The organism is Amycolatopsis sp. N2S4-7 (assembly GCF_058119595.1).
The window spans coordinates 9,189,162-9,202,437 of the sequence record NZ_CP172299.1; the positions used below are offsets into that span (position 1 = coordinate 9,189,162).

Genomic DNA, 13,276 nt, shown 5'->3' on the forward strand with positions numbered 1-13,276 from the left:
TTAAAACTCCGCGGGTCGTTGTTGGTTGCAGTCAGCAACGACTTTCGAGGAGGGCCCATGGCGCGCGCGATCAGGTTCGACGAGTACGGCGACGTGGACGTCCTCCGGGTCGAAGACGTCCCGCGGCCGGTGCCGGGGCCGGGCCAGGTGCTCGTCGAGGTGCGGGCCGCCGGGATCAACCCGGGTGAAGCCGCCATCCGGCAGGGGTTCCTGCACGAGCGCTTCCCCGCGACGTTCCCCTCCGGGCAGGGCAGCGACTTCGCCGGGGTGGTCGCCGAACTCGGTGACGGCGTCGAGGAGATCGCCGTCGGCGACGAGGTGATCGGCTTCGTCGACACGCGCTCCAGCCACGCCGACTTCGTCCTGGCGGAGGCGCCGAACCTGACGCCGCGCCCCGACGGGGTTTCGTGGGAGGCGGCCGGTTCGCTGTTCGTCGCCGGCACCACCGCCTACGCCGCGGTGGGCGCGGTGTGCCCGCGAGAAGGCGACACGGTCGTCGTCTCGGGCGCCGCCGGCGGGGTCGGCTCCTTGGCCGTCCAGCTCGCGAAACTGGCCGGAGCGACGGTGATCGGGCTCGCGGGGGAGGCCAACCACGCGTGGCTGCGCGAGCTCGACGTCATCCCGGTGGCCTACGGCGACGGCGTCCTCGAGCGGATCAAGGAAGCCGCCCCGGACGGCGTGCACGCGTTCGTCGACACCTTCGGGTCCGGGTACGTGGAGCTGGCCCTGCACCTGGGCATCCACCCCGGCCGGATCGACACGATCATCGACTTCGCCGCGGCCGGGAAGTACAACGTCAAGGCCGAGGGCAACGCGGCCGCGTCGTCGGCGGACGTCCTGCGCGAGCTGGCGACGCTGGTGGACAAGGGTTTGCTGGAGGTGCCGATCGCGCGCGTCTACCCGCTCGACGAGGTGCGCGAGGCCTACCGGGACCTGGAGAAGCGGCACACCCGCGGCAAGATCGTGCTGCGGCCCTAGTTCTTCGCCGCGAGCACCTTCAGGCCGGCGAGGAACATGTCGAGGGCGAACTCGAGGCGTTCGGCCGCCGTCTCGGCGGAGAAGAACTCGCCGATCCGCAGCATGTTCGGGAACGACTCGGCCGGCAGTGACCGCATGTACGCCAGCATCTGCTCGCCGCGCTCGGTGACCTCGGCCGGGTCGATCTCGCCCCAGGTCCAGCCGCTCGCTTCGTAGGCGTACGCCTTGGCGTAGAGCGCCAAGGCGTCGCCCGCGAACGTCGCCCGCTTGAGGTCCAGCCCGCCCGCGCGCAGCAGGGCCAGCATCGCCTCGCCCAGGTGCAGCGAGCTCGGGTTGACCGGCACGGCGATGTGCCACGCCACCCGGGCGATCCCGGGGTGGGCGACCATCGCCCGGATCTGGGCGCGGACCAGGTCCTTCACCTGCTCGTCCCAGCGGGCCGGGTCGGGCTCGGGCAGCGGCACGTCCGCGAGCACGGCGTCGAGCATCAGCTCCGCCAGCTCGTCCTTGTTGGACACGTGCGCGTACAGCGACGCGGGTCCCGTCTCCAGCTCCTGCGCGACCCGCCGCATGGTGACCGCGCCGAGCCCCTCCTTCGCCAGGACGTCCAGGGCCGTCTTCACGACGAGTTCCTGGGACAGCGCGGGCTTCGCGGCGCGCCGGCGCGGGGCGCGGCGCCACGGCGGCGGGGGAACGGTCACGCGAACACTGTACTTGACGCGAACAACGTTCGTGAGTAGAACGGTGTTCGTAGAACGAACGACGTTCGTAAAAGGGGATCCCATGGCTGTGACCACTGCCGAAGCCGACGTCCGGGCCGTCCTCGGCCGCCTGACCCAGGCCTGGAACGACGGGGACGCGACCGCCTACGGGCGGCTCTTTACCGAGGACGCGGACTACGTGACGTACTTCGGGATGAACCTCCCGGGGCGCGAGCGGATCGAGAGCGCGCACCGCGCGCTGTTCGAGGGTCCGCTGAAGGGCATGAAGCTCACCGGACGGATCGGCGCCGAGGCGAAGGTGCGGTTCGTCCGGCCCGACGTCGCCGTCGCCGTCGTGGGCGGTGGCTCCTCGCTGACCGGCACCGCTGATCCTGGCCGCGAGTCCACGGTCAGCTTCGTGCTCGTGCGGGAGGCGGGCGAATGGCTGATCACGGCGTTCCAGAACACGCGCGTCTCGGATCCGCGGTCGTGAAAACGCTTGCGGAGGCCTCGGGGGTCGTCGCGCGGCCGCCGGGGGAGGTGTTCGAGGCGGTGCGGCGCCGGGTGACCGGGGATGGCTACCCGATGCGGACGGAGGTCGACCGCGAGCGCGGGTTCCTCGCGGTGCAGGGCGGCTGGTGGTACCGCGCCGAATACCGCGTCACGGCGGATCCGGCCGGTGCCCGCGTCGAGCACCGGGTGCTCAACGCGGCTGCCCGGGGGCGCTGGGGAGTGCCCCTCGCCAACCGGTTCTTCTTCGGGTTCCGCGCTCGCACGGCTGCCGGTTTTGCGCAGCTGCTCGAGGAAGTGGGTACACCTGAGTAGCCGCGGGTCGTTTTCGGCGCGTAGGCTGAGTTAGGTAAGCCTTAGCGACGGTTGGAGTTCTCGATGGCTGAAGCACCCCGGCGGTCCGGGCGTCCCGCGGTGCGGCTGCGGGTGCTGCGCACCGAGCGGCTCACCCCGCACATGATCCGGATCGTCGCGGGCGGTGAGGGCATCGCCGGTTTCGCGCCCAACGCGTTCACCGACGCGTACGTGAAGGTGCTGTTCAAGGTGCCCGGCGTCGAGTACCCGGAGCCGTTCGACGTCCAGGAGTGCCGCGCGACGATGCCGCGCGAACACTGGCCGCGCCAGCGCTCCTACACCGTCCGGGCGTTCGACCCGCAGGCCGGGGAGCTCGTCCTCGACTTCGTGCACCACGGCGACGAGGGCATCGCCGGCCCGTGGGCGGCCTCGGCCCAGCCGGGTGACGAGCTGTTCCTGCTGGGGCCGGGTGGCGCCTACGCGCCGGGCACCGAGGCCGACTGGCACCTGCTGGCCGGCGACGAGAGCGCGTTGCCCGCCATCGCGTCTTCGCTCGAAGCCCTCCCCGCCGGCGTCCCCGCGCACGCCGTGATCCTGGTCGAGAACGCCGACGAGGAGCAGCCGCTGGTCACGAAGGCGGACGCGCAGATCACCTGGCTGCACCGGGCGTCCGGCGGCGACGTCGCCGCGGCCGTGCGGGACCTGCCGTGGCGCTCCGGCGTGGTCCAGGCGTTCGTGCACGGCGAGGCGGGGTTCGTCCGCGACCTGCGGCGGTACCTGCTCGACGAGCGTGGCGTGCGGCGTGAGCTGCTGTCGATCTCCGGCTACTGGCGGCTCGGGAAGAACGACGAAGCCTGGCGCGAAGAGAAGGCGGCCGAGCGCGCGAAGGAGAAGTAACCTCGCCGCATGGCTGATCTCAAGGTGGACGTCGACCCGGCCGAAGCCGGGTTCGACGCGGCGCGGCTTTCGCGGATCGACGCGCACTTCGACCGGTATGTCGAGAATGGACGGTTGCCGGGCTGGCTCGCGGTGGTGAGCAGGCACGGCCGGATCGTGCACGTCGGCAGCGGCGGGCACCGCGACGTCGAAGCCGGGCTGCCGGTGGAGACCGACACGCTGTGGCGCATCTTCTCGATGACGAAGCCGATCACGTCGGTCGCCGTGATGATGCTCGCCGAAGAGGGCCTGCTGGAGCTGGACGACCCGATCGCCCAGTGGCTGCCGGAGTTCGCGTCGCCGCGGGTGTTCGTCAAGGGGTCGGCGTTGAAGCCGGTGACCGAGCCCGCCACGTCGCCGATCCGGGTCTGGCACCTGCTGACCCACACGGCGGGCCTGACCTACGGCTTCCACCACGGCCACCCGGTGGACGCGATCTACCGCGCGAACGGCTTCGAATGGGGCACCCCGCCCGGCCTCGACCTGGCTGCTTGCTGTGAGCGGTGGGCTTCGCTGCCGCTGCTGTTCCAGCCGGGCGCGGAGTGGAACTACTCGATCGCCACGGACGTGCTCGGACGGGTCGTCGAGGTGGTGTCCGGGCTTTCGCTGGACGAGTTCTTCGCGTCGCGCATCTTCGGTCCGCTGGGCATGGCGGACACGGGTTTCGTGGCTCCTTCCGCTTCCCGGCTGGCCGCGCTCTACGTGCCGGATCCGTCTTCGGGCCGCGCGGTCCGCAACGACGCGTTCGGCCGCACGGGCACGTCCCGCCCCGACTGCCTCTCCGGCGGCGGCGGCCTGGTCTCCTCGGCGGCGGACTACTGGCGCTTCACGGAGATGCTCCTGCGCGGCGGCGCCCTCGACGACGTCCGCCTGCTGTCCCCGCGCGCGGTTTCCCTGATGGCCAGCAACCACTTGCCGGGCCACGTCGACCTGGAGGCGTTCGGCCGCCCGCTGTTCGCGGAGATGCCCTTCGACGGCCACGGTTTCGGGCTGGGATTTTCGGTGCTGGAGGACCCGGTAAAGGCCCGGACGCTGTCATCGGCAGGCGAGTTCGCCTGGGGCGGCGCGGCTTCGACGGCGTTCTGGGTCGACCCGGACGAGGACCTGACGGTGGGTTTCTACACGCAGCTGCTGCCGTCGAGCACGCACCGGCTGCGCCCCCAGCTGCGGCAGCTGGTTTACCAGGCGCTGGTCGACTGAGCGGTCACGGCCGCTTCGGCCACCTGCCCCGCGGCGAGGTACCTCGCAACGGTGCGGCGCAGGTGGTCGGCGTGCCGGTAGATCTCCTCGACCGCGGTGATCGGCAAGCGGGTCTCGACCTTGTTCTCGTCGAAGACGCCGAGGTACTTCTTCGAGCGGTTGAACCACAGCCGGGCGATCGGCTTGCGGTTGTTGTCGTCCAGGAGAACGCCGAAGTACGTCTTGGTGTCGCGTGCGGCGATCCGGGCGGCGGGGACCTCCGCGCAGACGATGGCGCGGACGATCCGGTAGCCCTCGAGTTCTTCCTCGGTGGTGACCACTCGTTCGCCGTCGTCAGCCGAATCGGTCTCGGCGGCCGGCAGCGGCTGGGACTGGTCCCCGGGCTGCGAAGTGCTGCCGCCCGACACGCTCACGTAGGCGTCGGGGCCACCGAGCGCGTTCTTCAGCCGGTCGTTGACCTGCTCGTTCAAGAACTGCCGGGTCGCCTTGCTCACCAGCGGGCCGAACTGCTCACGGACGCGCTGGGTGAACGCTCCTTCGTAGACCCGCGTGGTCAGGAACTTCACCCACTCGTCCTCGGGTTCCTTGAACTGCGCCGCGAGGATGCGCTTGAGCTGGCCGATGTACTTCAGCTCGCCGGCGGCGCTGATGACCGAGTCGAGGTCGAAGGATTCCTTCGTCAGCTTGGCCAGTTCGGGCAGCAGCGTGTCGTCGATGTCGGCGAAGTCCAGCACGAGGAACGGCTTGGCGTCCATCCGGTTCGGCGCGTCGAGATCGGTGTAGAACTCGTACACCTGCCCGTGGTGCACGATGGCGTAGTCGATCTTTTCGCCCCGCTTGGTCCCCACGTCGGCGGTGAATTCGGGGATCACTTCGGCCGGGTTGAACACGTCGTAACCGAGGACAGTGCTGATGAACGGCATCACGAAGGCGTTCTTGGTCGCCTCTTCGGTTTCGATGCCTTCCTTGTGCTTGCGGATCTTCAGGGCGAGTGCTTGCGCGCGCTCCGCGATGTCCATGCCGGTGCCGTTCTGTGCGGGAACTGGTCCGGATCCATGAATCAACCGCCGTCACGACGCGTCGGCAAATACTTCACCGCACCGACACCGGTTTGTCGTCCGCGAAATACACCGCCGTGAAGCGGTCGAAGCCGCGGGACAATGCCGCTTCGCCCAGCAGCCGCACCGAAGCCGAAGGCAGGCCTGCTCGGCGCCATGCCGGGGTGACCGCCATCGCGATCTCCGCCACCCCAGCCGTGGCCGTGGCTTCGTAACGGCCGATTGCCACCCGGCTCCGAAAGCGACCGGGCCACCTTAGCGATCTCCGGCCATTCCTTGGCGGGAAAGGGATTCAGGAACGGACCGGCTCCAGGTACGGCGTCACGATGCGCAAAGCCCGCGCGACGTACTCCTCCTTCTCGCCGACCGGCGCGACGTAGTGCATCGCACTCTCGGCCGCGTCGAGGCTGTCGAGACGGGCGATGATCCACGTGGCGAGGTACGTCGACGCCAGGCAACCACCGGCGGTGGCGACGTTGCCGCGCGCGAAGAACGGCTGGTTGAGCACCTCGACGCCGGCGGCGGCGACCCACGGCTTGCTCACCAGGTCGGTGCAGGCCGGCACGTCGGCCAGCAGACCCAGCTTGGCGAGCACGAGCGTGCCCGAGCACTGCGCGGCCAGCAGCTGCCGGGCGGGATCGAGCCGGCGCAGCGTTTCCATGATGGCCGGGTCCTCGACAACCTCGCGGGTGCGGGCCCCGCTGCCGACGATGACGGCGTCGGCCGTGCACGCCTCGTCGAGGTCGATCATCGCGTCGAGGGTGACGCCGTTCATCGAACGCACCCGCGGCGCCGGGCCGGCGATCGACACCCGCAAGCCGGCGCGGTTGAGGATGCCGAGCGCGATGAGGGAGTCGAGTTCGTTGTAGCCGTCGAAGGTGAGGATCGCGATGTGCATGGGCGCACGCTACGACCGGCGAGGCAGGACAGTCCAAGAATTGTCCTGCCTACAATCCGGTCGTGCGGGTGCCGAAGTACAAGACCGTGGTCGACGCGCTGGCCGCGCAAATCCGCGCCGGGCGGTGGCCGGCCGGGACGCGGCTGCCCACGCACCGGCGGCTGGCCGCCGACGAGGGCATTGCCGTGGTCACCGCGTCCCGCGTGTACGCCGAGCTCGAAGCCATGGGCCTGGTCAGCTGCGAGCAGGGCCGGGGCACCTTCGTCCGCGACCCCGCCGCGTCCGGCGAGGGAGCCGGCGAACGCTCGGTGGCTGCCGACGCCCTGGACCTCAGCTTCAACTACCCCTCCGTCGGAGGCCAGGCCGACCTGCTGCGCCAAGCGCTGCGGGACCTCGCCACGGCCGGCGACCTCGACGCGCTGCTGCGCTACCAGCCGCACCGCGGGCGCGTCGACGACCGCGCCGCCGTCTCCCGGCACCTGCGGCGGCGCGGGCTCGACGCCGGCCGCGAACGCGTGCTCATCGTCAGCGGCGCCCAGCACGGCCTCGCGGTGACGGCCATGGCGCTGTTCCGGCCCGGCGACGTCGTCGCGGTGGACGCCGTCACCTACCCCGGGTTCCGGGTGCTCGCCCGCACGCTCGGGCTGGAGCTTTCGCCACTCCCTTCGACCGGGACCGGGCCGGACCTCGACGCCCTCGACCGGCTGTGCCGACGGCGCCGGGTCCGCGCCGTGTACGCGATGCCGACGTTGCACAACCCCCTGGGCTGGGTCCTCGACGACGCCCAGCGCGCGCGGCTCGTCTCGATCGCCCGCCGGCACGGGCTGACGATCGTCGAGGACGCCTCCTACGCCTACCTCGCCGAGGACGCGCCGCCGCCGCTGGCGACGCTCGCGCCGGACATCACCGTCTACGTGTCGGGGCTGTCGAAGAGCGTCGCGACCGGGTTGCGGATCGGGTTCGTGGCCGCGCCCGTCCCGCTCGTCCCGCCGATCGAACGGGCCATCCGGGCCACTGCGTGGAACACCCCCGCCTTGGTCGCGGCGATCGCCCGCCGGTGGCTCGACGACGGCACCGTCGACCGCCTCGAGACGCTCAAGCGCGACGACGCCCGCCGCCGGCAGGCCGTCGCCGCGGAGGTGCTGACCGGGCTGCCGTTCGTCGCGCACCCCTCCTCGTACTTCCTGTGGCTGCCCCTGGCCCCGGATTCGCGCCCGGACCGGATCGCGGGCTCGCTGGCGCGCAAGCGGGTCGCCGTCTCGACCGCCGAACCCTTCGCGACGACGCCCACCGTGCCGCAAGCGCTCCGGCTGGCCCTCGGTTCCGTCGGCCTCACCGAGCTGCGCGACGCGCTGGAAGTCGTCCGGCACGAGGTCGATCTCGACGCCCGCCGCTGACCGGCCGGCCGCCCGATCGGGCGGTGTACGTTGGCGGCGAAGGGTTTCCGGGGAGGGGCGGCCATGCGGCGGATCGGGATCGTCGGAGCGGGGCAAGCGGGATTGGTCCTCGCCATCGGGCTGCGGCAACGGGGCTACGCCGTCACGGTGTTCGCCGAGCGCTCCGCCGACGACGTGCGCCGGGGCCGGCTCGTCTCCAACCAGTGCGTGTTCGACCCCGCTCTCCGGCGGGAACGCGAGCTGGGGATCAACTTCTGGGAAGCGCCGCCGATCCGCGAAGTCGCCTTCGCCGCGGCGGGCGAAAACACCCAGCCGGCGATGTCCTGGCGCGTCGCGCTCGACCGGCCGGCCCAGTCGGTCGACCAGCGCGTCAAGGTTTCGGACTGGATGGCGGAGTTCGAACGCCTCGGCGGCGACCTGCGGATCCGCCGGGTCACCCCGGCCGACCTCGACGAGTGCGCCCGCGAATTCGAGCTCCTCGTGGTCGCGGCCGGCCGCGGACCGCAGTTCGACGCGCTCTTCCCGCGTGACGACGAGCATTCGCCCTACCGCGAACCGCAGCGCGCGATCGGGATCCTGTACGTCGCCGGCGAGCTGGCCGCAGTCCCCGGCCTGACCTTCGGGATGGCCCCGGTCGGCGAGTTCTTCCTCCTGCCGGTGCTCTCGGTGCACGGCCCCGTGCACGGCATCGGCTTCTTCGCCACGCCCGGTGGCCCGATGGACGTCTGGGACGGCGTCACCGACGTCGACCAGCACTACGAGACGGCGCGGAACCTCCTGCGCGCGCACTACCCGTGGCAGGGACGGCTGCTCGACGACGCGCACCCGGTGGCACCGACCGAAATGCTGCACGGTCGGATCACGCCGGTGGTGCGGCACCCGGTGGGCACCCTGCCGTCCGGGCGGAAGGTGCTCGCGATGGGGGACACCGCGGTGACGAACGACCCCGTCGGCGGCCAGGGCGCCAACATGGCCGCCCGCGCGGCCCAGGCGTACCAGGAGGCGATCGTCGAGCGTGCCGACCGGCCGTTCGACGAGGAGTTCATGCGCGACGCCTTCGTCCGGTACTGGCGGCACGCCCGGCACGCGACGCGCTTCAACAACGACCTCCTGGCCCCGCCGCCGGAGCACGTTCTGGCCACTTTGGACACCGCGCAGCGGGTACCTGAAGTGGCGCACCGGTTCGCGCACCTCTTCGAGAACCCGGCCGACTACGAGGGCTGGCTGGGTGATCCGGAAGCGGCGATGGCGTACCTCCAAGAGGCGACGGCTCGGCTTGTCGTGAGTGGCAGTTAGAGGTCGGCTCAGAATGAGTCGGCGTGTCGTCTTTGTGCCGCCACGGGGCTTTCCGAAATCCGCGCATGCGTGAGGACCGGCGGCCACCGCCATGACGTCACCCAGCTGATCCCGCTGCTCGACGCCCATTCCCGCCATCCGGGGAAGCGTCGGCAAGCCACGGCGCCGTCCTCGCCGGCTCTACGCCCACCGTCGCCACGACCACGAAAAGTACCGTCGCCTGGTCCGCGCCCGTGGCAACACACCGCTCATCGCCCGCCGCGGCGTCGAGCACGGCTCCGGTCTCGGCACGATCCGCTGGCCCGTGGAACGCACGTTCGCTTGGCTCAAAGCTTCCGGCGCCTGCGCAGCCGCACCGAACGACGAGCCGACGTGCACCGAGCCATCCTCAACCTGGCCAGCTCGCTTATCTGCCTCCGCGAACTCATCCTGAACTGACCCTTAGCCCGCGGGAGAGTCGAGGCGCTCCAAGATCTCGAGTGCCTCCAGCCGGCACCGGCGAGCTTCGGCCGGGTCGCCGTTGAGTTCCAGTACCCGACCGAGCGAGTCGAGTGCGTCGGCGATGAGGCGTGGCCGGCCGGATCCCCGCCTGATCTTCAAGACCTTCCGCAGGTGGGCGGTGGCTTCGTCGAGCCGGTCGAGGTCGACGCAGAGCTGGGCGAAGACGTTCAGGATCCACCCTTCGCTGTCGGCGGTTCCGATGGTCTTCTGTATTTCGAGAGCCATCGCCAGGTAGTCGAAGGCCTCATCGTCCCGGTTCTGGTGGTGGAACAGCTTGGCCAGATTGACCAGGGCGATGGCTTCGTTGCGAAGGTGGCCCACTTCGCGATAGGCGGCCAGTGCTTCGTTGAAGACGTCCTCGGCCTGGTCCAGCCGACCTTGCCGCAGGTGCAGGCGGCCGATGCCGAGCAGGGAGTTCGCCTCTCCCCAGCGGTCGCCGATCTCGCGGGCGATGGCCAGCGCTTCGATGTCCAGGGATACGGCTTCGTCCTCGCGCTCCACATCCTCGTAAGCGCCGCCGAGGTGGCCGAGTGCCCACCTCATCGCCATCTTGTGCCCGATTTTCCGGGCGACGGCCAGCCCGGCCCGATGGACTTCGAACCGGTCGTCGATGTAGTCGCGCTCGCACTGGTAGCAGTCGATGATGTTCGGCAGCTGCCAGGCGACGGTGTGGTTGCCGTGGTCGGCGACCTTGCGGATGACGGCCATCAGGTTGAGGTATTCGGCGTCGAACCACCGGATCGCCGCGGGGCGGTCTTTGATGACCACGGGCGTGATGCGGGTGGTGAGCGGCGCGAGCGGGACAACGGGATGCTGGGGGTAGAGGCTGAACGACCCGCTGTGGGCGCTGTGCAGGTACCACTCCAGCAGTCTCGTGGTCGCCTCGTCGTATTCGCGCCCCTTGGCACCGCACTCCGCGGCGTAGTCGCGCAGGAGATCGTGGAACTGGAACCTGTCCTGCTCGATTTCGCTGAGCAGGTGCACGCTGACGAGCGTGTCGAGCAGCCGCCTGGTCGCCTTTTCGGTGCTGTCCGCCAGTGCGGCCGCCGCCGGCAGGCAGATGTGGGGGCCGGGGTTCAGGCTCAGCAGCCGGAACATCCGTGCCGCCTCCGGGTTGAGCGCGTGGTAGGACCAGGAAAAGGTCGCACGGACCGCGGTGGCCTCGTCGTCGTCCGAGGCGAGCGCGTCCAGGCGATCGTGCTCCGACGACAACTCGGTGACGAGGTGCGAGATCGGGACGTGCGCCCGGCACAGCACCCGCTCCGCCGCGATCCTCAACGCCAAGGGCAAATAAGCGCATCGCTGCGCCAAGGCGGCGATCGCGGCCGGCTCCTCGTCGACGCGGCTGCTGCCGATGATGCTTCGCAGGAGCGACGTCGCTTCAGTGTGCGACAGGACGTCCAGGGTGATGCGCTGGGCCCCCTCCCGGGCGACGAGTCCCGACAGCCGGTTCCGGCTGGTCACGATCACCATGCAGGTGGGAGAGCCGGGCAGGAGCGACCGGACCTGTTCGGCGGTGGCCGCGTTGTCCAGGAGCACCAGCATCCGGCGGTCGGCGAGCAGTGAGCGGTAGATTCCGCTCATCGCTTCCGGCGTGCGCGGGATCTGCTCACTCTCCAGGCCGAGCGCGTGCAGGAAGCCGTTCAGCGCCTGTTCCGGCGAAACCGGCGGGCCGGGGTCGAAGCCGCGCAGGTTCACGTAGAGCTCGCCGTCCGGGAAGCGGTCCCGCGCCTGGTGGGCCCAGTGCACGGCCAGCGAGGTCTTGCCCATTCCGGGAGCGCCGGCGATCGCCGAGATGACGACGGCTGTGCCGTGCGCCTCCGTGGTGTTCAGCTTGCCCAGCTCGGACAGCCTGCCGGTGAACCGGGCCACGTCCGGTGGCAGCTGCTGCGGTGTCGACGGCATGGTCCTCCCCTGACCGGCCGGCCTCCCGGCGTGACGCGCATCACTTCCAGGGGCCACTGTAGCGGAAGGCCGGCCGTCCGGACGATCAGCCGAAGGGACCTCGATCCGGAGCGCAGAGCGTGCCGGACGCGGGAACGGCGCCGGTGACGAAGTAGCGGTCGAGCCACGCGTCGACGCAGGCGCTCTTGCCGCGCGAACCGTGGCCGTAGGTGTCCAGGCTCAGCAGGCGGGCGTTGCCCAGCAGCCGTTCCGTTCGCTGGGCGCCCGCGTACGGCGTCTCGAGGTCGCCCTGGCGGTTGGCGAGCAGCAGGACCGGTGCCGTCGGGCGGTTCCACGGTCCGGTGAAGCGGCCGGTGTCCGCGACGTCCCAGGTGGCGCACGGGAGCGTCTTGTAGACGTCGTACGGTCCGAAGCCGCGCCCGACCTGGTCCGCGCGCTGGGCGTAGTCCCACCAGGCCGCCGGATCACGCGGGTTCGCCGCGTCCGAACAGAGCGTGGCGCCGCCGCCCAGCATCGAGTCGACGTCGGGTGGGCCGCCGTCCGCCACGGGGGCCCGGCTCGCCGGGTCGGCCAGTGCCTGGAGGAACGCCGCCAGCCGGGGCGCCGCCTGGGCGTCGGTCAGGAAGTTGTGGATCCGGCTGATCGCGCCCTGGTAGGTGACGACGACCTGGCGTCCGGCCGTGTCCGTCACCGTGATCGGGCCGCGTTCGAGCCGGTCGAGGATTTCGTCGTAGCCGAAGGCGCACCGCGAGCCGCAGGCGTCCGAAAAGGACTCCAGAGCCCGTGGTCCGTCCTCGAAGCCGCGCAGGCGGTAGCTCATCGGTGCGGTGCCGGACGTCCACCGCACCGGGTCGTCGACGGCGTCGAGCGCCAGGGAGCCGACGCGGCCCGGGAACAGGTTGGCGTACGTCTCGCCGAGGTAGGTGCCGTACGACTTCCCGTAGTACCGCAGCTTCGGCTCGCCGAACGCCGCCCGCAGGCGGTCGAGGTCGCGGGCGATCGTGCCGGTCGACAGGTGGTTCGCCAGCGGGCCCGCGTTCTGCTCGCAGAGGTCGGTGACCGTGCGGGTGTCGGCGATCTGCTGCCGCTCGGCCTCGCGGGTCAGCGGGAACGTGCCGAGCGCCCGCTGCAGGACCTCGAGCTGCGAAGGATCGGTGAAGCAGTGGATCTTCGAGCTCGCGCCGACGCCGCGCGGGTCGAACCCGACGATGTCGTAACGCGCGTGCAGGAAAGGCGTCAACGCGGGGGCGAAGCGGCCGGAAGAGCCGGGACCGCCGGGGTTGTAGAAGATGGTGCCCAGCTTGCGGGCCTGGTCGGTGGCGGGCAACCGGCCGACGGCGATCGACACCGTGCCCGCCGAAGAGTCCTGATAGGACAGCGGGACGTCGAGGTGGCCGCACTGGTACCCGGCGGCGCACGCGGATTCCCAGACGATTCCGGCGGGGCCCGCCGCGGCTGCGGGCGCACTCAAGGCGACCACGCTCGCGGCGGCCCCCAGAGCCAGCGCGGCACGGAGTTTCGGAGAATTCATGGCCCCGATCGTCCCGCCGCCGGGACCGGGGGCGCGCTGGTGCGCACCCCCGGAACCGGGGTGGGGCGAGC

Annotated in this window: 13 protein-coding genes and 1 pseudogene; 8 read left to right on the forward strand and 6 right to left on the reverse strand. The window is 70.8% G+C overall.

Annotated elements, in window-relative coordinates; genetic code table 11:
- Positions 1–57: 57 nt before the first annotated feature.
- Positions 58–978, forward strand: coding sequence for an NADP-dependent oxidoreductase (locus ACH54P_RS43200; protein WP_489909082.1), 921 nt, complete (start codon positions 58–60; stop codon positions 976–978).
- Here the strand turns inward: ACH54P_RS43200 and ACH54P_RS43205 are convergent.
- Positions 975–1,589, reverse strand: a complete 615-nt coding sequence (locus ACH54P_RS43205; protein WP_489916960.1) for a TetR/AcrR family transcriptional regulator — start codon at positions 1,587–1,589, stop codon at positions 975–977. The genes ACH54P_RS43200 and ACH54P_RS43205 overlap by 4 nt on opposite strands.
- Before the next feature lie 178 nt (positions 1,590–1,767).
- On the opposite strand from ACH54P_RS43205, the gene ACH54P_RS43210 reads away from it, so the two are divergent.
- From ACH54P_RS43210 to ACH54P_RS43225, 4 genes are all read left to right on the forward strand, one after another.
- Positions 1,768–2,172 (forward strand): SgcJ/EcaC family oxidoreductase, encoded by a 405-nt coding sequence (locus ACH54P_RS43210; RefSeq protein WP_489916962.1) that lies wholly within the window; start codon positions 1,768–1,770, stop codon positions 2,170–2,172.
- The gene (locus tag ACH54P_RS43215) at positions 2,169–2,504 is read left to right on the forward strand and encodes a hypothetical protein (protein WP_489909083.1); all 336 of its coding nucleotides are present in this window, start codon (positions 2,169–2,171) and stop codon (positions 2,502–2,504) included. The genes ACH54P_RS43210 and ACH54P_RS43215 overlap by 4 nt, the downstream gene beginning before the upstream one ends.
- A 63-nt stretch (positions 2,505–2,567) precedes the next feature.
- A complete protein-coding gene (locus ACH54P_RS43220; protein WP_489909084.1) occupies positions 2,568–3,380 on the forward strand; it encodes a siderophore-interacting protein in 813 nt (270 codons plus the stop codon).
- Between the two features lie 9 nt (positions 3,381–3,389).
- Positions 3,390–4,619, forward strand: a complete 1,230-nt coding sequence (locus ACH54P_RS43225) for a serine hydrolase domain-containing protein (protein WP_489909085.1) — start codon at positions 3,390–3,392, stop codon at positions 4,617–4,619.
- Here the strand turns inward: ACH54P_RS43225 and ACH54P_RS43230 are convergent.
- The 3 genes from ACH54P_RS43230 to ACH54P_RS43240 all read right to left on the reverse strand — a co-directional run bounded on the left by ACH54P_RS43230 (position 4,598) and on the right by ACH54P_RS43240 (position 6,575).
- Complete coding sequence (locus ACH54P_RS43230) at positions 4,598–5,638, reverse strand: restriction endonuclease (protein WP_489909086.1); 1,041 nt, start codon at positions 5,636–5,638, stop codon at positions 4,598–4,600. The two genes, ACH54P_RS43225 and ACH54P_RS43230, sit on opposite strands and share 22 nt — an antisense overlap.
- Before the next feature lie 73 nt (positions 5,639–5,711).
- The gene (locus ACH54P_RS43235; RefSeq protein WP_489909087.1) at positions 5,712–5,906 is read right to left on the reverse strand and encodes a hypothetical protein; all 195 of its coding nucleotides are present in this window, start codon (positions 5,904–5,906) and stop codon (positions 5,712–5,714) included.
- A 63-nt stretch (positions 5,907–5,969) separates the two neighbouring features.
- On the reverse strand, positions 5,970–6,575 hold the full coding sequence (locus tag ACH54P_RS43240) for a DJ-1/PfpI family protein (RefSeq protein WP_489909088.1): 606 nt from the start codon (positions 6,573–6,575) through the stop codon (positions 5,970–5,972).
- A gap of 62 nt (positions 6,576–6,637) precedes the next feature.
- Here ACH54P_RS43240 and ACH54P_RS43245 point away from each other — a divergent pair, with 62 nt between their 5' ends.
- The 3 genes and pseudogenes from ACH54P_RS43245 to ACH54P_RS43255 form a co-directional block, all read left to right on the forward strand.
- On the forward strand, positions 6,638–7,972 hold the full coding sequence (locus tag ACH54P_RS43245) for an aminotransferase-like domain-containing protein (protein ID WP_489909089.1): 1,335 nt from the start codon (positions 6,638–6,640) through the stop codon (positions 7,970–7,972).
- Between the two features lie 63 nt (positions 7,973–8,035).
- Positions 8,036–9,268 (forward strand): styrene monooxygenase/indole monooxygenase family protein, encoded by a 1,233-nt coding sequence (locus tag ACH54P_RS43250; protein ID WP_489909090.1) that lies wholly within the window; start codon positions 8,036–8,038, stop codon positions 9,266–9,268.
- 30 nt (positions 9,269–9,298) lie between these two features.
- Positions 9,299–9,706, forward strand: a pseudogene (locus ACH54P_RS43255) (transposase); the annotation flags it as partial.
- A gap of 3 nt (positions 9,707–9,709) precedes the next feature.
- Here the strand turns inward: ACH54P_RS43255 and ACH54P_RS43260 are convergent.
- Both ACH54P_RS43260 and ACH54P_RS43265 read right to left on the reverse strand, forming a co-directional pair.
- A complete protein-coding gene (locus ACH54P_RS43260; RefSeq protein ID WP_489909091.1) occupies positions 9,710–11,674 on the reverse strand; it encodes an ATP-binding protein in 1,965 nt (654 codons plus the stop codon).
- A gap of 85 nt (positions 11,675–11,759) precedes the next feature.
- Positions 11,760–13,205, reverse strand: coding sequence for an alpha/beta hydrolase (locus ACH54P_RS43265; RefSeq protein ID WP_489909092.1), 1,446 nt, complete (start codon positions 13,203–13,205; stop codon positions 11,760–11,762).
- Between the last annotated feature and the right edge of the window lie 71 nt (positions 13,206–13,276).

What these genes read in the sequence shown, in the direction of transcription:
- ACH54P_RS43200 (WP_489909082.1), top strand. Translation starts at nt 58, where the DNA reads ATGGCGCGCGCGATCAGGTTCGACGAGTACGGCGACGTGGACGTCCTC.
- ACH54P_RS43220 (WP_489909084.1), top strand. Translation starts at nt 2,568, where the DNA reads ATGGCTGAAGCACCCCGGCGGTCCGGGCGTCCCGCGGTGCGGCTGCGG.
- ACH54P_RS43250 (WP_489909090.1), top strand. Translation starts at nt 8,036, where the DNA reads ATGCGGCGGATCGGGATCGTCGGAGCGGGGCAAGCGGGATTGGTCCTC.
- ACH54P_RS43230 (WP_489909086.1), bottom strand. Translation starts at nt 5,638, where the DNA reads ATGGACATCGCGGAGCGCGCGCAAGCACTCGCCCTGAAGATCCGCAAG.
- ACH54P_RS43240 (WP_489909088.1), bottom strand. Translation starts at nt 6,575, where the DNA reads ATGCACATCGCGATCCTCACCTTCGACGGCTACAACGAACTCGACTCC.
- ACH54P_RS43265 (WP_489909092.1), bottom strand. Translation starts at nt 13,205, where the DNA reads ATGAATTCTCCGAAACTCCGTGCCGCGCTGGCTCTGGGGGCCGCCGCG.
- ACH54P_RS43260 (WP_489909091.1), bottom strand. Translation starts at nt 11,674, where the DNA reads ATGCCGTCGACACCGCAGCAGCTGCCACCGGACGTGGCCCGGTTCACC.
- ACH54P_RS43225 (WP_489909085.1), top strand. Translation starts at nt 3,390, where the DNA reads ATGGCTGATCTCAAGGTGGACGTCGACCCGGCCGAAGCCGGGTTCGAC.